The organism is Flavobacterium sp. IC2-16, from assembly GCF_055521455.1.
Genome location: NZ_CM145480.1, coordinates 1438519 through 1460353 on the forward strand (window position 1 = coordinate 1438519; position 21835 = coordinate 1460353).

A 21835-nucleotide genomic window follows, 5' to 3' on the forward strand; every position below is an offset into this window, starting at 1 on the left:
ATAACAACTCAAAATACCATGAAGTACACAACTTTACCGCATACCAATATAGAAGTTAGCGAGATTTGTTTAGGAACAATGACATTTGGAAATCAAAATTCTGAAGCCGAAGCACATAATCAATTGGATTATGCAGTGGAACGAGGAATTAATTTTATAGATACGGCGGAAATGTATCCCATTGGCGGAAATGAACATATTTTTGGAAGTACTGAGCGCCATATTGGAACCTGGTTGGCCAAAAACAAGCATAAAAGAGACGGATTAGTGGTGGCAACGAAAATTGCTGGCCCCAATAGGGGAATGGGTTACATTCGTGAGCCATTGGATTTTTCCAAAAAAAGCTTGCATGAAGCGGTTGATTTGAGTTTGAAAAACCTGCAAACCGATTATATCGATTTATATCAGATGCATTGGCCTGAACGAGTTATGAATATGTTCGGCAAACGCGGTGTTTCTGAAATTGACCCACAATGGCAAGATAATATAGTTGAGGTTTTAACTACTTTCGACGGATTAATCAAAGCGGGTAAAATTAAACATATTGGGGTTTCCAATGAAAATCCGTGGGGTGTGATGAAGTTCTTATCGGAAAGTGAAAAACACAATTTGCCTCGAATAGCGACTATTCAAAACCCATTGTCGTTGTTAAATCGCTTGTTTGAAGTGGGCTTGTCGGAAATTTGTATACGCGAACAAGTTGGGCTATTGGCGTATTCACCACTAGGTTTTGGATTTTTAACCGGAAAACATTTAAATGGAATTCTTCCGGATTCACGCTTAGGATTATTTCCACATTTTACTCGATATACCAACGAAAATTGTTTCCAAGCAACCCGTTTATACCAGAATTTAGCACATAGTTTGGGGTTAACCTTAACAGAACTTTCCATCGCTTTTGTAAATCATCAACGGTATGTAACATCAACGATTGTGGGAGCAACATCCTTGGATCAGTTGGAAGAGAATATAAATGCGTTTGAGGTGCGTTTAACCGATGAGGTTCTTGCGGAAATCAATAAAATACAAGAAAAAATTCCGAACCCTGCGCCTTAGTTTTAAAATAGAAATCCCGACCAATTGGTCGGGATTTTTTTATTGCACCATGGTGTAACCTTTCTTTTTGGCAAAACTAACCAACGAAGAATTTATGGCATTTCCTAAATCGTCTTGTGATTTTGTTTTTTTCATTTCATTGTCAATGTATGCTTGACGTTTTTTTGCCAAATCGGAGATTTCTTTTTGAATGGCTTCACGTTCTTTAGATTTTTGAGCTACATAAGCCTTAATTTCTTCTTTGGATTTGTTTTGCAATTCTTTTGGTAATTCCTCTTTTTTTAGCTTGGTAATGGCTTCTTTATCGTCTTTTACTTTATCGACCAAATCCCAGCTGTCATTTTTGTATACAGCTTTCGATTTACTAACGGCACGTTCTGTAAAGTTTGCAGCAGAAACAGCTTCGGCATTTTTGTCTTGTGCTTCTTGGTTCATTTTCTTTTCGTATCCTTTACTGCCATAACTTACATAGGTAGTATTTATTTTGGCATTGCATTCGGTAATACGAACGTCGTAAGGCGTAGCAATATACATAACTGCTTTGTTCGAATCGATATTGAAATATTTTCCCTGACCAGCATCGGCACCATCTTTCCAAAACGTACGGATACCTTCTTCTTGATTGCCACAAAATATAGTATTTACGTAAATGTTGTTTTTCAACGCATCGCTAATAGCTTCTTTATAATTAATGGTTCCTTGGTTAAATGGTTCGTTGCCGGCAATATAGATTAATTTCATATTTGCAGCTTCTTTCCCCCAATTTAATTGTTTTGTAGCATCGGCTATCACAGCGCCACAGTATTCAGAACCGCCATTGGTGCGAAGTGAGAAAAGTTTTTCGGAAATCAAATCTAAGTCGGTCGTTAAAGGCGCCACTTGTCTGATGTAATTGGATTGCACGGCTAATCCATCGTTTCCGTATTCATATAAGCCAATTTCGATATCTGGAGTTTTCCCTTGGTATTTTAATGTAGTAAGCGTATTTACGATATTCCATAAACGGGATTTAGCTTGTTCAATCAGTCCGTCCATACTATTGGATGTGTCTAATAAAATGGCAACTTGAATTTTAGTGTTTTCTTCGATTCGTGTTGTCTCAATGGTTGTTTGTTTAGGCTTTTTGCCTGAAGCGTTGGTGCAATTGGCAAATAAAACAGTTGTTGCTATTAAAATAGAGGTGATATACTTTTTCATATGATTTGATTTAAGATTAGCGTTGTGTTTTAATATCGTTTTCAATAGATAAAATAAGGAGGCAAGTGGCAGTACAAAATACCGGACTGGTAATGCAATGATGGCCATTCCAGCTTCCATCAGTATTTTGAATTTTAATCATTTTTCCACTTACATTATCATACCATTTTTTCCAATCATCATCTTTTTTTACTCGCATGGATTCTCCGGTTTGTAAAAAGCTTAGAAATTCCTCACCACCATTATTCCCGAATCCATTCATTACAGTATCATCCATAGCTTTTACTTTGGCGGCTGCATAAACTTTGTTGGCAACATCGTACGAAGTAGCTTTTTCACGTGACAATCCTATTTTTTGTAAGTTTTCTTGATTCATTTCAGCTTTTTTACTGATTTTTCCATCTGCTTTTGCTTTCTCAAAAAGATCCTCGGCTTCTTTAGCTTCTTCAGCACTTCCTCGAACAGAACTACTTACGGCATATAACATAATTCCGGCTCCATCTGCGGTTTTAACACTGTTGTCTTGTGGGTTGTAATTGTCTTTTTGGTATTTTCTTGCGGCTTCAATTTTAGATTTATCCACTTTAATTTTGCTGTTTTTTGATGCTTGCTCCAATCCTGCATTGGCAAAAGAAGATTGAAGAACCCCTGCCCAACCGGCTCCGGAAACACGGCCACTACTGTCGTATGATTTTTCAATTTTATCGACACAACTTTGGATTCCGTTTTCGACTCTTTTCTTAAGATTATGATCTGAAATTGTGGGTACAATCTGATTTAAAAATTGTAAGGTAAGTGCAGCATCAATATTTTGTCCTAGTTTCGTTTGAATTTGTGTGCCACGGACTTGAGTAATAAATTCATTGTTTTTATTCTTTTCGATTTCGTCCAGAAGAAAAGTTAGAGCGTCTGAAAGTTCTTTCTTGTATTTTCCTTTTTCAATGGAATATCCCATACGATACATTGCCATGGCCGACATTGCAGTGGTAGCGGGGTCAGAACTTACGGCATGTGGATTGCGTTCTTGTTGACGGTTGTGTGATCCCGCTCCCCAGCCTCCATCGGGATTTTGAGCTTCAATTAACCATTTTTCGCCATCGGAAATAGCGGAAGTAATTTTGGAATCATTTTTGTATATAGCATAATTGCTAACAGATTGCTCGCCCATCATCGATAAAAACACACAAGGTTTTTCAGCGGTTGTTGTTTTTTCACAGCAAGGGCGTAATGTATTGTCGGATTTGATTTTGTCTTTCAAAATCGTACCGGCCATTAGTGCCGAAACACTTAATGCTATTAATAGATTTTCCGTTTTCATGATTTCTTGGTTTATGATTACACTTCAAAAGTAGCAGGCCAAATCATGCTTTTTTTGCAGAATGGGTGAAATTGGCTTTTGACTTGGTGAAATGTATAGGAAACTCTTTTTTAAAATATTTACTTTACATTTACATAGAACCTAATAAAATGGTACAGAAATTAACTTTTTTCGGATTGCTTTTTTTAATGCTTAGCCTAAGCAACAGGGCTGTAGCACAGGATACTATTTTACCGGTTCCTGCAAAATCGAAAAAAGCATCAACAGTTAAATTGAGTAAAGCGGCCGATGATTTGAAAGAGTCGTTAGATGCGAATAATGAACTTCAAATCGCTAAAAATTATGAAAAACTAGCCGATGGTTTTATTGAAAAAGGAGATAATGCAAAAGCGGAAATATATTTAAATAAAGCGTTGTTGACCTATAAGAAATTGAATTTGTCTTCTGATAAATCTCGGGTAACCCGTAATTTGGCTAAAGTTCAAGAATCGCGTAACAAAGTAAGTGCGGCTATAAAAAATTATGAAGCCGCTGGAGCCATAGCCAATGATAAAAGCATTGAGCAAGTAAATAAAAACGATGCAAATCGTTTGCGAAATATGGACAATCCAGCAGCACAATCGTCGTATGTTCAGTCGAATATTCAACTTTTGCAGAAAGAAGATAAAAAAGCTGAAGTAGCCGATGCGTACATGCAAAATGCCGAGGTAAACTTACAACGTAAAAATACAGAAGAAGCCATTCAGAGTTACGAAAAAGCTATTACGTATGTGAAAGACCAACCGGAAGAAGTAGCAAAAATTAAAAATGAAATTGCGAAAGTGTATGTTTCAGAAAATGATTTTGATAAAGCTCTAGCTATAAGCGAAAAAGTATTGCATGATGCTCAAAAAAATAATGATGTAGATACTCAAATCACTCAGCTACAGGTTTTGGCTACAATTTATTTTAAGAAAAACGAAGCCGAAAAAGCCATTCAATCGTTAAAAGAGGCCTATCAATTGGCAACTGCACAAGGAAACACCAATGAGGTTAAGAATAGCCTAACGCAATTGCTTGAATATTATAAATCTCACGGTAAGGATAAAGAAAGTATTGCCTTATACGATACTTTTTTTCAAAATTTCGATAGGCTTATACAAAACGATAGCTCTTTAATTGATGAGAAAACTTTTCAGATAACTGAAGATAAAATTCGTCAGTTGGAAAAAGAAAAACTCTTGAAAGACGAATTAATTGCTAAAAAAAACACGTTTAATTATGTGCTTTTAGGGTCGATAGCCCTTTTGTTGTTGTTCTTCGGGTTAATCGTAAAGGCTTTATATTCTATCAAAACCAAGAATAAAGAAATTGCATTGCAATCGTTGCGTCGGGAAATGAATCCACATTTTATCTTTAACAGTTTGAATAGTGTGAATCAGTTTATTTCTCAAAATAAAGAATTGGAAGCCAATAAATATTTAACATCGTATTCCCATTTGATGCGTACTATGATGGAAAATTCGAATAAAGATTTCATTAGTTTAAGTAATGAAATTGAGCAGTTGAAAAAATATTTGGATTTAGAGCATTTGCGATTTCAGGATAAATTCGACTACCAAATTGTGGTTGACGATGCTTTAGATACCGAGACTACTTTAGTGCCCAATATGCTTATTCAGCCGCATTTGGAAAATGCTATTTGGCATGGTTTGCGGTACAGAGAAACGAAAGGATTGTTGTTGTTGAAGTTCGAATTAAATCGCGGTAAGGTTTCGGTGATAGTAGACGATAATGGGATTGGGTTAACAGAAAGCGCAGCACTAAAAACACGCAATCAGAAAGTACATCAGTCTCGAGGAGTAACCAATACAAAAGAGCGAATAAGTTTGTTAAACGAACTGTATAAAACAGCAATTGAATTTGATATTCATGAAAAAAACAGCGGTACAACCGGAACTATTGTAACACTAACGTTTCCCTTGTTTGATAAAATATGATGACCTTACATAAAATACAAGCGGTAATTGTAGAAGATGAATTGGCAGCACGAGAAGTGCTTAAAAACTATTTGACAAAATACTGCCCACAGGTTGAAGTTATAGGAGAGGCCAAAAATATAAAAGAAGCAGTTCCATTATTGCATGAGCTTCGGCCTCAATTGGTTTTTTTAGATGTTGAAATGCCTTTTGGAAATGCTTTTGATGTATTAGAAGCGTGTAAAGATTTGCATTTTGAAACCATATTTGTAACGGCTTTTTCTGAATATTCCCTCAAAGCACTCAACCAAAGTGCTGCGTACTATTTGCTGAAACCTATTAGTATTGAAGAATTAATAGTTGCTGTAAATAAAGTTCAGCAGCATATTGTGAATCACGAACTTTTTAACCGAAATAAAATTATAGTAGAAAATTTCAGGGAAACACAACCAGACAAAAAGCAGGTGATTTTGCCAACACTAGAAGGTTTTGAAGTGGTTAAAATGGAAGATATCGTTCGTTTGCGTGGCAATGGTAATTTTACCGATTTACATTTGGCCGATGGAAGCAAGAAAATGGTTTGCCGATTTTTAAAGCACTTTTCTGAAATCTTACCTTTTCCCTTTTTACGTGTCCATAAATCGCATATCATCAATGTAAATTATGTGAAGTCGTATAATAAAGGTGGCTATATAATGTTGAATGATGGTGCCGAAATTGAATTGTCATCTACTTATAAAGATGATTTTTTAAAAAATTTCAAATGATTTAAAAATCAAATTCTTCTGTTTCAACTTCTATCGGTTCGACAGCAGTAGAATCTTGTGGGGTTTTTAGTTTTAAAAATAAACGCGCCGGACCTGATATGTGTAACGGAATACCACTGTTAAGGGTGTCTTGATCGGTAATTAGCGCTCTTCGCAGCATTAAATTACGAATGAATTTTTGGTTTTTCAACGCATACGGTTTCTGATGTCCTTCCCCGTCAAATTGCCACATAAATTTCTTAGGTTTTGGTACAATAGAAGCCAAATACAAACATTCGTTAAGGGTTAATTCACTTGGTTTTTTCTGAAAATAAAACTCCGAAGCTTCACCAATTCCATACACGTTGGGTCCCCATTCAATTACGTTAAAATATACTTCAAGCATACGAGATTTAGAAACAATACGATTGTTTTCTAAGATGTAAACCAATAGAATTTCTTCCAGTTTTCGGGAAAGTGTTTTTTCTCGGGTTAGAAATACATTTTTAACCAATTGCATGCTTATAGTACTAGCGCCTCGAGCAAATTTTTTAGTTCGAATGTTTTTTACGATGGATTGTTTGAAAGCCTCGTTGATAAAACCATGATGGTAGAAAAAAGAAGGGTCTTCATTGGTTAAAACCGATGCTTGCAGGTAGGGTGATATTTGATCTAAAGGGGTGTAATAAGGATTGGCATTACCAACTAAAATGGGCCTTTGTTGAATTCCTTTTTCGATGGCGCGATACGTAAATTCGCCATTTAGTTTTGATAAGTTAGCTTCCCCGTATTTGGTGATTTTAAGATTTTCTTTCTTTAATTCGCTATCAAAAATTAAATCGTTTGGTTTGTTTTTGTTGTATTCGAAATTTAAAGCGTATTCAAAATTGCCTTCGGCTTCCATACCTTCAAAATGGGTGAACAATCCTTTAGGAAGTGAATTAATGAAATCTTGTGCTTTCATCTTCGGAATTCCGATTTTCAATTTGTATACCGTGTCATTTTCGGTGTTGTACTCTGCAAAGGGTTGAACTGTAATGTGGTTTAATTTTGCAGTAGAAGAGCTATCGATAGCAATAAAATCACTACCCAATACAAAACGGTAATCCCATTGCGCATTTTCAATTACAACATCTTTGGATGCTATTTTAGGATGGTTGATAGTAAAGTTTTCGATAGAACTAAAACCTTCAATATGCAGTTTGCCACTTTCCATTTCAAGACGATCTAACTTCACGTGAATTTTGTCGAATCCCGATTTTAATCCGAAGCGTTCATCGATGTATGGAACCTGAATTTTAGCGGTGTCGGTACTGGAAAACTGTAAATCGGCTTTTTTATCTCGAGGATTTGCATATCCTTTGATGCTCCAGTTTTGTGTAAAAGTGTTTGTTTTTACGTTGATAGTGGTTTCCAGTTGCTCGTCAATAAGCTGTAAATTTCCCATTTGCAGCGTGACTTTTCTACCCATATCATCCATTCGTAAAGACAAATGGTCTAACTTCATTTCACTTGGAACCAAATTCAAAACAGTATTTAGTAATCTGTAGGCCAATTTGGCGTAATTTCTTTTTTCGGTAGATTTTTCAGTACGGTCTTTTTTTAGAAAAGCATCAAAATTTCGGCCTTTATTGTTTTTTACCAGTTGGATAAAACCGGTACTCATTTCGAGATTGTTTAATTGAAGATCGCCGGTAAGCAGTTGACTAAGACTATAAGTGGTTTTTATTTTTTTTACAGCTAGAAGTGTATCCGCATCCTGAGGAACTAAAACAATGTCTGTCATTTCTACGCCAGATATGCCGTTGAAATTTGCCTTTTTTACAGAAAACGCACAATTGTATTCGTTTTTGAACTTCGTCTCAGCCTTCGCAATCGCTTTTTGTAATAAAGTGTCTCTGAAAAAATATAACGTACCCAATACCAGCACCACAAGAAGTGCTACAATTTTTAAAAAAAGTATTAGTTTTTGTTTTTTGTTTTTCATTTTTCAGGATTCGTAAGCGAAGCTAGTAAATTTTCCACCTCTTTTCTTTGTTCACTATATTTTTGTTGTAGCTCAGAGCCTTCACCCATTCGGTTATAGTATTCAATTGCCTTTTCAGCAAAGAATTTTTGATGGTAAACGGTGCAAATTGGGATTAGTGGGAAAATTTTATGAAAAAGCATTTCGTAATAGGCTTGCCACTCCCGTTCGTTTTTGTCCATAACCAAATGTTCCTTCGACTTTTGTATTACATGCACCATTTCGTGTGCGATGAGGTTCATGATTAATGGAAATGGAAACGCAAAAGTGTTTTCGGGTAAACGAATAATCTGCTGTTCACCAAAAGTACCTTCGGTGGTCATTAGAATGTAGTCGGGTTTTGCGGCTTCCCGATATTCAAATCCTTTGAAATTAGGTTGCGACAAACCATATTCTTTTACCACAAATTCGGCAGCCTGAACGGTTTCGCCTAATTCGTGAAAATTGTTTATAATTTGTAGTATTTCAACCTCAGATTTCATTATAATTATTGTGCAGTTTCAACAGAAATACCTAAACCTATTACATTGGGTAAATAAGGCCCGTGAAATGCATTAGTTATACTAATTTTATAAGCACCTTTTGCTAGGGTTGTTTTTTCTTTAATAGGAACAGTTAAATCACAAACATCACCGGTACACTCTGCCAATTGTTTGCCGCTGGCATCCTTTATTTTAAGATTAAGAGAGATTTCTTCAACATTTCTATCCGAATCGGTTATTGTTATTTTCAAGGGTACACTATCATATTGATAATCGTACACATGACTGAATTTCAAGTTTAAGTTATAAGGTTTGGTGTCATCTTCAATATAAAATTCAAACGTTTTTACATTTTTTGATAACCAACGATTGCTTTCGAAATCGGTATCAAACTGACTAAATACTTCATCTTTATTGCATGAAATGAAAAGCGAGAATAAGCCAATAAGAAGTAGAAATTTAATTTTCATAATTACTTTTTTTAAAATTAGCCAAACAATTGCTCTGCAACGTCTTCAATTTTTGCAACCATCTTAATATCGATTAACGTATTTTTAAGCGAAATCTTATTGTATTTTGAAATAAATATGGTTGAAAACCCTAGTTTTTCGGCTTCTTGGATGCGTTGTTCCACTCGGTTTACAGGACGAATTTCTCCAGATAAACCAACTTCACCAGCGAAACAATAATTTTTTCCTACCGGAATATCTTCGTTTGAAGATAAAATGGCAGCAACAACGGCTAAATCGATAGCGGGGTCATCTACCGAAATTCCGCCAGTTACATTTAAGAAAACGTCTTTAGCACCCAATCGAAACCCTGCACGCTTTTCTAGAACCGCCAATATCATATTTAAACGTTTTGCGTTGTATCCTGTTGTGCTTCTTTGTGGAGTTCCGTATACGGCTGTGGAAACTAATGCTTGAATTTCAATCATCAAAGGACGCATGCCTTCTAAAGTAGTAGCAATTGCTGTTCCGGAAAGCTCTTCGTCTTTGTGGGATATTAGTATTTCCGATGGATTGGCAACTTCGCGTAAACCCGAACCCTGCATTTCATAAATACCTAATTCGGCAGTTGATCCAAAACGGTTTTTTAAAGAACGCAAAATACGATACACATGGTTACGATCACCTTCAAATTGTAACACAGTATCGACCATGTGCTCTAATATTTTAGGCCCTGCAATGTTACCATCTTTGGTGATATGGCCTATTAAAATAACAGGAATATTAGTTTCTTTGGCAAATTTGATTAGTTCGGCAGTCGTTTCCCGAATTTGAGAAATACTACCTGCAGACGATTCAATATAATCCGTATGAAGGGTTTGAATGGAATCGATAATAACAATTTCCGGTTCAATTTCTTCGATTTGACGAAAAATATTTTGCGTTTTGGTTTCGGTTAAAATATAGCAATTGTCGGTATTGGCGGTAATTCGCTCGGCGCGCATTTTTATTTGCTTCTGACTTTCTTCTCCCGAAACGTATAAGGTTTTGTAAGGAAGTTTGAGTGAAATTTGAAGCAAAAGTGTGCTTTTTCCAATACCAGGTTCGCCACCTAAAAGCGTCAAGGAGCCTGGGACTAACCCGCCACCTAAAACCCGGTTCAGCTCACCGTCTGTGGTGTCTAACCGGATTTCTTCGGCAGAATCAATTTCTTTTATTCGAAGGGGTTTGGCTGCTTTTTTGACCGAAGAGGTCTCGGTTTTCCAAGCAACTTTTTCTTCTTTTTGGATAATTTCTTCAACAATTGTGTTCCATTCTTTGCAAGAAGTGCACTGTCCTTGCCATTTAGCAAATTGAGTACCACAACTTTGGCAAAAAAAGGAAGTTTTTATTTTGGCCATTTTATTGTTTTGGTTCTTCTGCTGGAGCTTCAGCAGGTACTTCAGTAGGAGTTTCTTCTACGGTTTCTTCCTGATTCTTTTTTCTTTTCTCTTTACCTTTTTTCAATTGCCCTTTTATAGCGTCAGCGCGTTCCAACATCATGTCTTTTGTTAAGTCACGAATTGGTTCTTGACCGAAAGCAGCCATAAATGCTTTTTGTGCCTTAGCAGGCTCGCCAGTGTTGTCATACATCATGGCTAAATGATAATTAGCTAGCATGGATTTAGGGTAATTCTTTTTAGCCAAATCAGATAAAGGTCCGAAGTCTTCGTAGTTTTTGTTTTTCATGATGGCAGCTTCAATCGCTTTGAAATCACTCAAACGAATTTTTGGCATGAATCCTAGTTTTTTCTCAATAGCGGTGTACTTGTCAATTAGATATTGCGTGTGACCTTTGTCCATTTTGCCCAATTTCTCTTGGAATTCATTCATGGAAATTGGTTGGTAGCCATCAAAAATTGCAAAAATAGCACTGTTAATTGCTCCTGGAACCAACGAATAGTGTGATGTGTTTTTGAAGTCATCAAAACCAAACTTAACAAAATCGTTTTTAACTGTCTTTAAACCTTCACCTAATGTTTTGATACGTTCTCTGTCTTTTTTCAAATCACCATCTGCGGTTGCTAAGTAAAAGAAAATTGGTTTTTTCATTATGTTAAGGCGCTCCGGTAGACGAGTTTCCATTTCTGCAGGTAAATCCGGACTCAAACACAAGTATGCGTTGAAAACAGGGTTGTCTTTATACAAATAGGCATTCATAAACCCAGCAGTTAAATCGTGTCCTACAATTAAACGGTAAGGAGCTACACGAAATTTCTTTTCGATATATGGAAGCAGTTCAATACCAATGAATTCGAAAAATTTAGCACCACTTTCGGTAGGGATCCCGTTTTCGTCAAATTGAGAATCGTATTCTCTTTCATTGTTTTTGTTTTGATTAATCCCAACAAGAATAACTTCCGGGAGGTCGTCCCAATACGCGCCATACTTCATGGTACCCATAATCGGATCAAGCAGATAATCACTGTCTAATACAACAAAAACAGGGTATTTTTTATCTTTATTAGATTCGTATGATGGAGGTAGTACAATAGTTACGTCTCGTGCTTCGCCTAATTTTTGTGACTCGAAGGGTTCGTCATAACGTTGTGCAAATGCAGAACTAGTAATAAATGCCAATAACAGAAGCAATTTCGATTTCATAAGTTACTTTTTTAGCTGTTGAAAAATAGAACAGCAATATAGCAAATTATTTTTTTCGATTCAGTATCGGTAAAAGTAAAAAAGAAAGTCCTCCTAAAATTGCAACTAGAGCGGTTTGTGAAGTCCACAAAATCCATCCGAATGCAGTGCCTGCCGTTTCGGGAATATTGTATAAAACCAAAATTTGGGCAATCATTAAAGGAAAGGCTCCAAATCCACCATTGGTAAAAGTTACTGCCAAGCTTCCTACTACAAAAGCAGTTACGATAGTTCCAAAACCAATATTGCTGGTTTCAGGAAGAGCATAAACTGCTGAATAAAAAGTTAGTACATACGAGATCCATATTACCGCAGTGAAAAAAAGAAAAGGAATTCGCTTTGGCATTTTGAATGTACTCAATAGCCCTTCAATAAGACCGGAAACTTTTTCTTTTATGAACAGAATGGGTTTCCAATTGGAATAAAAGAAAAGCAATGTAACAGCAATTAATCCAATAAAACCAATCAGTCCCAGGTAAATCATCTTCTCAACTGGGATGTATTTCGAAATGAAAGACTGTAATTGGTTAAACTGAAGAATAAAAGCAGTTAAAATAAATCCGATTAAGATGAATAAATCAATAACTCTCTCGGCGATAATAGTCCCGAAAGCTTTATCGAAAGGAATGTCGTTGTATTTTTTTAGCACAAGGGCTCGTGAAACTTCTCCGGAGCGAGGAACGGTGTAGTTCATTAAATACCCGATGTTTACAGCCGAAAAATTGGTTGAGAAACGAGACAGATAGCCCATATGTTCAAGACTATACCTCCATCGGTATCCTCTTGCGGCTAAACTAACTATTGAGAAAAAAGATGAAATAATAATGAAATTATAATTAGCATTTTTAAAGTAGCCTTTCATTTCTTCAATTTGTTCCGGTGAGAACTTATTGTAGTTGTAAAAAACTAAAAAGACTCCCAACAAAAGAGGGAGTCCTATACTTATTATTTTTTTTGTTTTTTCGTTCAAAACTAGGTTAGTGTGTTGTTTTCTTCGTTTGGAAAAATAATTGAAGGCTTAAAGGTTTTGGCTTCTTCACAGGTTAGAATTCCGTATGAAATGATAATAATGATGTCGCCTTTGTGAACTTTTCTAGCGGCAGGTCCGTTAAGGGTTATTTCGCCACTGTTTCTGGGTCCAGTAATGGCATAAGTTTCTAAACGTTCACCATTGTTAAGGTTAACAATAGATACTTTTTCGCCTTCGTAAATATTGGAAGCTTCCATTAAAGCTTCATCAATGGTAATACTTCCGATGTAATTTAAATCGGCTCCAGTCACCTTTACGCGGTGAATCTTGGATTTTACAACTTGAATTTGCATGGTGCAAAGTTAAATTAATTTAGTGAAATATTGTCAATTAATCTTACGTTGTTTATGAAAACGGCAATAAAACCACGATATTTTTTAGCTTTACTTTTTCTTTTACAAGGTAATAAAGTGGCTTCGTCTGCAATTTCAAAATATTCCAATTTAAAATTCGGATGTTTTGAAAATTGTCTTTCTACAAACGCTATCACTTCATTAGCAGAATGTGTGCCAAATTTTGTTTTGGCAGTTTTTAGTGTTTGGTATATTAATGCAGCTTCTTTTCTTGCTTCGGCAGAAAGACGTTCGTTTCTAGAACTCATAGCTAAACCGTTAGCTTCTCTGTAAATAGGGCAGCCATGAATAGTAACAGGGATTTTGTGTTTTGTTACCATTTTGTTTACAATTTGAAGCTGTTGAAAATCTTTTTCCCCGAAATAGGCATTGTTTGGCTTAACAATTTCAAAAAGTTTTTTTACAATAGTACCTACGCCGTCAAAATGTCCTGGTCGGTGAGCGCCTTCCATTTGAAATTCCAAACCATCATAGTTGAAAGGTGTCGATTTGACATTGCCTTCATAAATATCGGATATTGTTGGTGCATAAACTATGATAGTGTCCGAAAGTGACTTTATTTTTTCGACATCGAGATCTAAGGTACGAGGGTATTTCTCTAAATCTTCAGGGTTGTTAAATTGAGTTGGATTCACAAAAATACTTACAACAGTACAATCGTTGTTTTGTAGTGATTCTTTCATTAACGAAAGATGTCCTTCATGTAAAGCGCCCATTGTTGGAACAAAACCAACTTTTATTTTTGAAGGATTTAATGTTGATAAATGCGCGATTAAATCCGACTTATTACTGAAGATTAACATTTTCTTCGGGTTTAAATTGACTGCAAACTTACTATTTTGTCAAATAACTGCATAAATTTTTGTAATTTTGCATGTTTTTTATACTCATTACTAAAATAGAAAATACAAATGGAAGATAAGAGGATATTGTATGTATCATCTGAGGTAGTGCCTTATTTAGCTGAAAATGAAGTTTCTTTAATGTCGTATGATGTGCCAAAAATGATTAATGATCAAGGGGGGCAAATACGTATATTTATGCCTCGTTACGGGAATATTAACGAGCGTAGACATCAGTTACACGAGGTTATCCGTTTGTCAGGTATGAATTTGGTTGTTAACGATATGGATATGCCATTAATTATTAAAGTGGCATCAATACCGAAAGAGCGTATTCAGGTTTATTTTATTGACAACGACGAATATTTTAAGAGAAAAGCGACTTTTACTGATGAAGAAGGGGTTTTGTATCCAGACAACGACGAAAGAGCTATTTTCTTTGCAAAAGGTGTGGTGGAAACGGTTAAGAAATTAAACTGGGTCCCAGATATTATTCATGTTCATGGTTGGATGGCAGCAATGTTGCCGGTTTACATGAAGCATTTTTATAAAAATGAAGCGCTTTTTGCCGATACAAAAATTGTGACCTCTGTATTTAGTCAGTCTTTTGATGGAACTTTGGATTCTTCAATGATAAAGAAAGTTACATTTGATAATGTACCAGAAGATGCAGTGCAAGATTTGAGTGTGCCAAATTTTGAAAATATAATGAAAGCCTCAATATTGCATTCCGATGCGGTTATTTTAGCTTCAGAACAGGTGTCTTCAAGTTTAACAAAATTTATAGAAAGTTCAGGTAAACCTTTTTTACCTTTCGTTCCCAAAGAAAAATTTGCGGAAGCGTATACAGATTTCTATAAAAACACCGTTTTATAATTAAAAAATATGAATAAAATTTCATTATTTAAGAAACTGTCTTTTGTTGTATTGGCAGTTTCTTTGTTTTCTTGTGATAAAGACTTCAACACCATAGGTTCGGATATTGTCGGTGAGAATTTTTTTGATTTTGATAAAATTGACTATGAGGTAGAGGCGTATGATTCAATTACAGGTCCAGTTCAGTCAAGTAATTTGAAAGTGAATTCATTGGGCGTTTATTCGAATCCTCCTTTTGGAACGTCTGCTTCTCATTTTGTTACTCAAGTTAAATTACCAGCGAATAGTATTGATTTTGGACAAAATGCTGTAATTGATTCGGTTTGGCTCTATGTTCCATATTTTAGTAAACAAACCGGAACAACAGATGGTGTTAGACAATATGAGTTGGATTCTATTTATGGTGGAGATCAAAAATTTAAACTTAAAGTTTACGAAAACGGATATTATTTAGCCGATTTTGATCCGAATGATTCCAATGGTGTGCAACGTCATTATTCGAATGAAAAGGCAAAAGTTGAAAATTTTAAACGAGGGAATGATGGCTCAGGGAATTCTATAGTTAATGGCGCATATCTTAATGATGCTACATCTACAAGTGAAAATGAAGAGTTTTGGTTTAATCCCGAAGAGAAAATTATATACAAAACCAACGGATCGGGACTTTATGTAAATTCTTCAGGTGTTGTTTTAACAGATCAAGGTGATTTGACAAAAAGGGTTGTTAAGGAAAGATTTACTCCTGGAATTTGGATTAATTTGAATAAAGAGTACATCAAAAAAAGAATTTTAGAAGCCTCGTCTGAAAACTTGCTTAATGACAATGCTTTTGCTACTTATTTTAGAGGATTGTATTTTCAGGTAGAGCAAATTGATCCTGGACAAGGAGCTAAGGCCATGTTGGATTTCTCTAAAGGCTATATCAATATTCGTTACAAAGCAGATTTTGATACTGATAATGACCCAGCGACAGCGCTTGTTCAACTTAAAAAAAGTTATACTTTCAAACTAGGTGGTAATACGGCAAACTTCTTTGATACAGATTTTGCATTACCAACCGGAGATACTCGTTTGTATTTGAATGGAGGTAATGGAGCTGTTACTTATATTAATTTGTTTGGTACAGATGGCCCTGATGATGGAACAACACCAGACGATTTGGATGAAATTCGTTCTAAAAACTGGTTGATCAATGAGGCGAATTTGACATTCTATGTTGATAAAGATGCGCTTGGAAACCAACCCGAACCTGTTAGGATATATCTTTTTGATGCTAAAAATCAAAAGCCATTAGTTGATTATCAGTCAGATCCAACCGTTATTTCATCAAATACTAAATTGAACAAAACTACATTTGGTGGAATTATTAGTAAAGATGATACTGGTAGAGGGATAAAATACAAAATTAGAATTACTGAATACCTTAAAAGTTGTATTAAAAATACCGACTCTACTAATTTTAAATTAGGGTTAGTTGTTACTGAAGATATCAATACGTCATCAAACGCTTATTTAAAACCGCAACCTGGCATGCAGCCTAAAAAATCAATTCCGGTTGGTTCTGTAATGAATCCGCTAGGAACCGTTTTGCATAGTCCAACTAGTGAAGATTCGGAAAAAAGACTTAAATTAGAGATTTATTACACAAAACCTGATTAAATATGTGTGGAATCGTAGGATATATTGGTTACAGAGAGGCTTATCCTGTAATTATTAAAGGGTTAAAACGTTTAGAATACCGTGGTTATGATAGTGCTGGAGTTGTGCTTTACGATCAAGGTGATTTTCGTCTTTCAAAAACGAAAGGAAAAGTTTCAGATCTTGAAGAAAGAGCTCAAAAAGAGATTTCTTTAGCGGGAACTATGGGAATGGGTCATACGCGTTGGGCAACTCACGGTGTGCCTAATGATGTAAATTCACATCCGCATTTTTCGAATTCCGGAGATTTGGTAATTATTCACAACGGAATTATTGAAAATTACGAGCCTCTTAAAAAAGAATTGATAAATAGGGGATATACTTTTAAATCAGATACCGATACGGAAGTGTTGGTGAATTTGATTGAAGATATTCAGAAAAAAGATAACTTAAAGCTAGGAAAAGCTGTTCAAATTGCACTTAATCAAGTTGTCGGGGCTTATGCTATTGCGGTAATGGATAAGAAAAAGCCTAACGAAATGGTTGTGGCACGTTTAGGAAGTCCATTGGCTATAGGAATAGGTGAAGGTGAGTTTTTTGTTGCTTCAGATGCGTCGCCTTTTATCGAATATACCAATAATGCTATTTATTTAGAAGACGAAGAAATGGCTATTGTCCGTTTGGATAAACCAATGAAAGTACGCCGAATTAAAGACGATTCGCTTGTAAATCCATACGTGCAGCAATTGCAAATGAATTTGGAGCAAATTGAAAAAGGAGGCTACGATCATTTCATGCTAAAAGAAATTTATGAGCAGCCAAGCGTAATTAAAGATACCTATAGAGGTCGTTTGCTTACCAGTAAAGGAATTATTCAAATGGCGGGTATCGAAGATAATATCGAAAAGTTCCTTAATGCAGATCGTATTATAATTGTTGCCTGCGGTACTTCTTGGCATGCGGGCTTGGTAGCTGAATATATTTTTGAAGAATTTGCTCGAATTCCTGTAGAAGTAGAATACGCCTCAGAATTCCGTTATAGAAATCCAATTATCAACAAGAAAGATGTTGTTATTGCTATTTCGCAATCGGGTGAAACGGCAGATACTTTAGCCGCGATTAAGTTGGCAAAAGAAAGTGGTGCATTTGTGTTTGGGGTGTGTAATGTAGTTGGGTCTTCTATTTCGCGTGAAACTCATGCAGGAGCATATACCCATGCAGGTCCAGAAATTGGAGTAGCTTCAACAAAAGCATTTACAACTCAAATTACAATATTAACATTGATTTCTCTTCGTTTAGCTAAAGCTAAAGGGACTATGAATAATTCAGATTACCAACGTTATTTGTTGGAATTGGAATTAATACCGGAAAAAGTTGAAGAGGCTTTACAAACAAACGATGTGGCTAAAACCATAGCTTCTATCTATAAAGATGCAACAAACTGTTTGTATTTGGGTCGCGGATATAATTTCCCGGTAGCCTTAGAAGGGGCTTTAAAGCTAAAAGAAATATCATACATTCATGCAGAAGGATATCCGGCTGCCGAAATGAAACACGGGCCTATTGCGCTTATTGATGAGCAAATGCCTGTAGTAGTAATTGCGCCTAAACAAAATCATTACGACAAAGTAGTAAGTAACATACAAGAAATTAAAGCCAGAAGTGGGAAAATTATTGCTGTTGTTACCAAAGGTGATGTTCAAGTGAAAGGACTGGCAGATCATATTATTGAAATTCCAGACACGGCAGAAGCATTAACGCCTTTGTTGGCAACGATACCATTACAACTGTTATCATACCATATTGCAGTTATGAGAGGATGTAATGTCGATCAGCCACGAAACCTTGCAAAGTCGGTTACAGTCGAATAAAAAGTAAAGCGGATTCTCACATCCGCTTTTTTATTGCAAAAAATTCAAAAATTAAGTTGGATTATTAAGTGATAAAAAACTATCTTTGCGCTCTGAAAAAAGAGGTTTTTTCATAAAACGTAAATAGCTGTTTAATAAATACATAAGCAATGTCTAAAGTTACAGGTAAAGTTGCACAAATTATCGGGCCTGTTGTTGACGTAGTTTTCAACACACAAAACGCCGAACTTCCAAAAATCTATGATTCATTGGAAATTACTAAAAATGATGGTTCAAAATTAGTACTTGAAGTACAGTCTCACATTGGAGAAGATACTGTTCGTACTATCTCAATGGATTCAACAGATGGTTTAAGTAGAGGTACTGAAGTACTTTCAACTGGAAATCCAATTCAAATGCCTATTGGGAAAGATATTTATGGACGTCTTTTCAATGTAATCGGTGATGCTATTGACGGTCTTGGAGATTTACCTAAAGAAGGTGAAAACGGATTGCCAATCCACAGACCAGCTCCAAAATTCGAGGATTTATCAACTTCAACAGAAGTTTTATTTACTGGAATCAAAGTAATCGATTTGATTGAGCCTTATGCAAAAGGAGGTAAAATTGGATTGTTTGGTGGTGCCGGAGTAGGTAAAACCGTATTGATCCAGGAGTTGATTAACAATATTGCAAAAGGTCACGGTGGTCTTTCTGTATTCGCAGGAGTAGGAGAAAGAACACGTGAAGGAAATGACTTACTTCGCGAGATGTTAGAGTCAGGTATTATCAAATATGGTGACGATTTCATGCACTCTATGGAAAATGGAGGATGGGATTTGTCTAAAGTAGATAAGCCAGGTATGAGAGAGTCTAAAGCTACTTTCGTATTCGGTCAGATGAATGAGCCGCCAGGTGCTCGTGCTCGTGTTGCTTTATCAGGTCTTTCTATCGCAGAGTATTTCCGTGATGGAGCAGGTGAAGGACAAGGGAAAGACGTACTTTTCTTCGTAGATAACATCTTCCGTTTTACACAAGCGGGTTCTGAGGTGTCTGCGTTATTAGGTCGTATGCCATCTGCGGTAGGTTACCAACCAACATTAGCAACCGAAATGGGTGCTATGCAAGAGCGTATTACATCTACAAAAACAGGATCTATTACATCTGTACAAGCGGTATACGTACCTGCGGATGACTTAACGGATCCGGCGCCAGCTACAACTTTCGCCCACTTAGATGCTACTACAGTATTGTCTCGTAAAATTGCTGAGTTAGGTATTTATCCAGCGGTAGATCCATTGGATTCTACTTCTCGTATCTTAACTCCTGAAATTTTAGGAAAAGAGCACTATGCATGTGCACAAAGAGTAAAAGAGATTTTACAGAAATACAAACAATTACAGGATATCATCGCGATCTTAGGTATGGAAGAGTTGTCTGAAGAAGATAAATTATCTGTATCAAGAGCACGTCGTGTACAACGTTTCTTGTCTCAGCCGTTCCACGTAGCAGAGCAGTTTACGGGTATCCCTGGAGTATTGGTTGATATTAAAGATACTATCAAAGGATTTAACATGATTATCGACGGTGAGTTAGACCACTTACCTGAGGCTGCTTTCAACTTGAAAGGTACCATCGAAGATGTTATCGAAGCAGGTCAAAAAATGTTAGCAGAAGCATAATTTAGTATTCAGTTGTCAGTCGCAGTATTCAGAACTGAGACTGTACACTGAGACTGTAAACTAAAGAAATATGATTGTAGAAATTGTATCACCAGAAGCCACATTATTCAAAGGAGAAGTTACTTCGGTATCGGTTCCTGGAGTAAATGGTGAGTTCCAAATGTTAATCAACCACGCGCCTATCGTGTCGTTATTAGCAAAAGGAAATGTGAAAATCGTAGGGTCAAACATTAAAATCGCTAAAGAATTTGCAGACAAATTCAACAAAGTGAATGATCAAACCTATTGGTTGCCAATCACATCGGGAACTATCGAAATGAACGACAATAAAGTAATTGTTTTAGCCGACTAAAACAGTTCTAAATAAAAAGAGAAGCCTAGCAGATTTGTTAGGCTTTTTTTATTTTGCAGCTTTTCCGGCTATTCGTTTTATCTTTTAGTTTAAAAAACTAAAAGGATGCCACTGCTATCCGGGCTGGACGTTTTACTATTTTTAGTACATTTGAAACTATGAAATCGCTTCCAAAATCATTACAAGAAAAGTTAACTCTAAGGGTAAAGGCTAACGCCTTACGGAACTTGCCTGATCAAAAAAATGTAATAGATTTCTCTTCCAACGATTATTTAGGATTCGCTCAATCAGAAGAAATTTTCGACAAGACTCATCAATTGCTCCAAAGCAGAAGTTGTAAAATTAATGGAGCAACGGGATCGCGATTAATTTCGGGTAATCATCCGCTGTATCATGAAGCTGAAGTGTTCATTGCGGCTTTTCATAAAGCGGAAAATGCCTTGCTGTTTAATTCGGGTTACGATGCCAACGTAGGTTTTTTTAGCTCGGTACCACAGCGAAATGATGTTATTTTATATGATGAGTTAAGTCATGCCTCCATACGTGATGGAATTCAACTTTCTAATGCCAAAGCGTATAAGTTTCAACATAATGATTTTGAGGATTTAGAACGATTACTTAAACGATTCAAAACAGAGGCTGCCGAAATCTATATTGTTACAGAAACTGTTTTTTCCATGGATGGTGATTGTCCCAATCTGGAAGAATTAACCACAATAACAGAGAAATATGATGCTAATTTAATTTTAGATGAAGCGCATGCGTTAGGAGTTTTTGGACAAAATGGTGAAGGATTCGCACAACATTTAAATTTACAGGATAAAGTTTTTGCTCGTATTGTGACTTTTGGAAAAGGCTTAGGTTGTCATGGTGCAGCCATTTTAGGGAGTGCCGATTTGAAGTCGTATTTAGTGAATTTTGCTCGAAGTTTTATCTATACAACCGGGCTTTCCCCTCATTCCGTAGCAACAATTTTGGTGGCATATCAGCATTTGGAAGCCGAAAAAATCAATAACCTTCGGGCTAATATTCTTCATTTCAATCAGGAAAAGACTCGATTGGGTTTAAAGCCTGTTTTTGTTTATAGTAAATCGGCAATTCAATCGGCAATAATTCCGGGTAATGAAAAGGTAAAAACGATTGCGCAACAGCTTCAGGATAAAGGTTTTGATGTGAAGGCTATTTTGTCACCCACGGTTCCGGAAGGTCAAGAGCGGTTGCGTTTTTGTATTCATAGTTATAATTCGAAAGATGAAATTTCGGAAGTCCTACACTTATTGAGTACTTTTGTGTTTTAA

19 protein-coding genes are annotated in these 21835 nt (G+C 36.0%); 9 read left to right on the forward strand and 10 right to left on the reverse strand.

Features of this window, described 5'->3' with window-relative positions; translation table 11 throughout:
* Nucleotides 1-18 precede the first annotated feature (18 nt).
* Complete coding sequence (locus ACZ1JT_RS06525) at nt 19-1056, forward strand: aldo/keto reductase (protein ID WP_465093036.1); 1038 nt, start codon at nt 19-21, stop codon at nt 1054-1056.
* 39 nt (nt 1057-1095) lie between these two features.
* Here ACZ1JT_RS06525 and ACZ1JT_RS06530 read toward each other — a convergent pair whose 3' ends face one another.
* Nucleotides 1096-2253: a VWA domain-containing protein gene (locus ACZ1JT_RS06530; RefSeq protein WP_465093037.1), complete on the reverse strand. Its 1158-nt coding sequence runs from the start codon at nt 2251-2253 to the stop codon at nt 1096-1098.
* Nucleotides 2254-2269: 16 nt separating this feature from the next.
* A complete protein-coding gene (locus ACZ1JT_RS06535; RefSeq protein WP_465093038.1) occupies nt 2270-3571 on the reverse strand; it encodes a prenyltransferase/squalene oxidase repeat-containing protein in 1302 nt (433 codons plus the stop codon).
* 149 nt (nt 3572-3720) lie between these two features.
* Here ACZ1JT_RS06535 and ACZ1JT_RS06540 point away from each other — a divergent pair, with 149 nt between their 5' ends.
* Together ACZ1JT_RS06540 and ACZ1JT_RS06545 are read left to right on the forward strand one after the other, a co-directional pair.
* Complete coding sequence (locus ACZ1JT_RS06540; RefSeq protein WP_465093039.1) at nt 3721-5550, forward strand: tetratricopeptide repeat-containing sensor histidine kinase; 1830 nt, start codon at nt 3721-3723, stop codon at nt 5548-5550.
* Nucleotides 5547-6296, forward strand: coding sequence for a LytR/AlgR family response regulator transcription factor (locus ACZ1JT_RS06545; RefSeq protein ID WP_465093040.1), 750 nt, complete (start codon nt 5547-5549; stop codon nt 6294-6296). Before ACZ1JT_RS06540 ends, ACZ1JT_RS06545 begins: the two co-directional genes overlap by 4 nt.
* 1 nt (nt 6297) lies before the next feature.
* Here the strand turns inward: ACZ1JT_RS06545 and ACZ1JT_RS06550 are convergent, their stop codons facing one another.
* From ACZ1JT_RS06550 to panC, 8 genes are read right to left on the reverse strand one after another with little or no spacing between them, the layout of a single operon-like run.
* Entirely contained in the window at nt 6298-8262 is a 1965-nt protein-coding gene (locus ACZ1JT_RS06550; RefSeq protein WP_465093041.1) for a transglycosylase domain-containing protein, read from the reverse strand.
* Nucleotides 8259-8783, reverse strand: a complete 525-nt coding sequence (locus ACZ1JT_RS06555) for a hypothetical protein (RefSeq protein ID WP_465093042.1) — start codon at nt 8781-8783, stop codon at nt 8259-8261. The genes ACZ1JT_RS06550 and ACZ1JT_RS06555 overlap by 4 nt, the downstream gene beginning before the upstream one ends.
* 5 nt (nt 8784-8788) lie before the next feature.
* Complete coding sequence (locus tag ACZ1JT_RS06560; protein ID WP_465093043.1) at nt 8789-9253, reverse strand: gliding motility lipoprotein GldH family protein; 465 nt, start codon at nt 9251-9253, stop codon at nt 8789-8791.
* Nucleotides 9254-9270: 17 nt separating this feature from the next.
* Nucleotides 9271-10632 carry a DNA repair protein RadA gene (gene radA / locus ACZ1JT_RS06565; protein ID WP_465093044.1) on the reverse strand — a complete coding sequence of 454 codons (1362 nt, stop codon included), beginning with the start codon at nt 10630-10632 and terminating at the stop codon, nt 9271-9273.
* 1 nt (nt 10633) lies between these two features.
* Nucleotides 10634-11875 carry an alpha/beta hydrolase gene (locus ACZ1JT_RS06570; protein ID WP_465093045.1) on the reverse strand — a complete coding sequence of 414 codons (1242 nt, stop codon included), beginning with the start codon at nt 11873-11875 and terminating at the stop codon, nt 10634-10636.
* 46 nt (nt 11876-11921) lie between these two features.
* Entirely contained in the window at nt 11922-12884 is a 963-nt protein-coding gene (locus ACZ1JT_RS06575; protein WP_465093046.1) for a lysylphosphatidylglycerol synthase transmembrane domain-containing protein, read from the reverse strand.
* A gap of 2 nt (nt 12885-12886) precedes the next feature.
* Entirely contained in the window at nt 12887-13237 is a 351-nt protein-coding gene (gene panD / locus ACZ1JT_RS06580; RefSeq protein ID WP_465093047.1) for an aspartate 1-decarboxylase, read from the reverse strand.
* 14 nt (nt 13238-13251) lie between these two features.
* Nucleotides 13252-14100, reverse strand: a complete 849-nt coding sequence (gene panC, locus ACZ1JT_RS06585; protein ID WP_465093048.1) for a pantoate--beta-alanine ligase — start codon at nt 14098-14100, stop codon at nt 13252-13254.
* A gap of 108 nt (nt 14101-14208) precedes the next feature.
* Between panC and ACZ1JT_RS06590 the strand changes: the two genes are divergently transcribed.
* From ACZ1JT_RS06590 to ACZ1JT_RS06615, 6 genes are all read left to right on the forward strand, one after another.
* On the forward strand, nt 14209-15015 hold the full coding sequence (locus ACZ1JT_RS06590) for a glycogen/starch synthase (RefSeq protein WP_465093049.1): 807 nt from the start codon (nt 14209-14211) through the stop codon (nt 15013-15015).
* A 9-nt stretch (nt 15016-15024) separates the two neighbouring features.
* On the forward strand, nt 15025-16674 hold the full coding sequence (locus tag ACZ1JT_RS06595; RefSeq protein WP_465093050.1) for a DUF4270 domain-containing protein: 1650 nt from the start codon (nt 15025-15027) through the stop codon (nt 16672-16674).
* Nucleotides 16675-16676: 2 nt separating this feature from the next.
* Nucleotides 16677-18524 (forward strand): glutamine--fructose-6-phosphate transaminase (isomerizing), encoded by a 1848-nt coding sequence (gene glmS, locus ACZ1JT_RS06600; RefSeq protein WP_465093051.1) that lies wholly within the window; start codon nt 16677-16679, stop codon nt 18522-18524.
* Between the two features lie 149 nt (nt 18525-18673).
* On the forward strand, nt 18674-20185 hold the full coding sequence (gene atpD, locus ACZ1JT_RS06605) for a F0F1 ATP synthase subunit beta (RefSeq protein ID WP_465093052.1): 1512 nt from the start codon (nt 18674-18676) through the stop codon (nt 20183-20185).
* A gap of 70 nt (nt 20186-20255) precedes the next feature.
* The gene (locus tag ACZ1JT_RS06610; RefSeq protein WP_465093053.1) at nt 20256-20537 is read left to right on the forward strand and encodes a F0F1 ATP synthase subunit delta/epsilon; all 282 of its coding nucleotides are present in this window, start codon (nt 20256-20258) and stop codon (nt 20535-20537) included.
* Between the two features lie 158 nt (nt 20538-20695).
* Complete coding sequence (locus tag ACZ1JT_RS06615) at nt 20696-21835, forward strand: aminotransferase class I/II-fold pyridoxal phosphate-dependent enzyme (protein WP_465093054.1); 1140 nt, start codon at nt 20696-20698, stop codon at nt 21833-21835.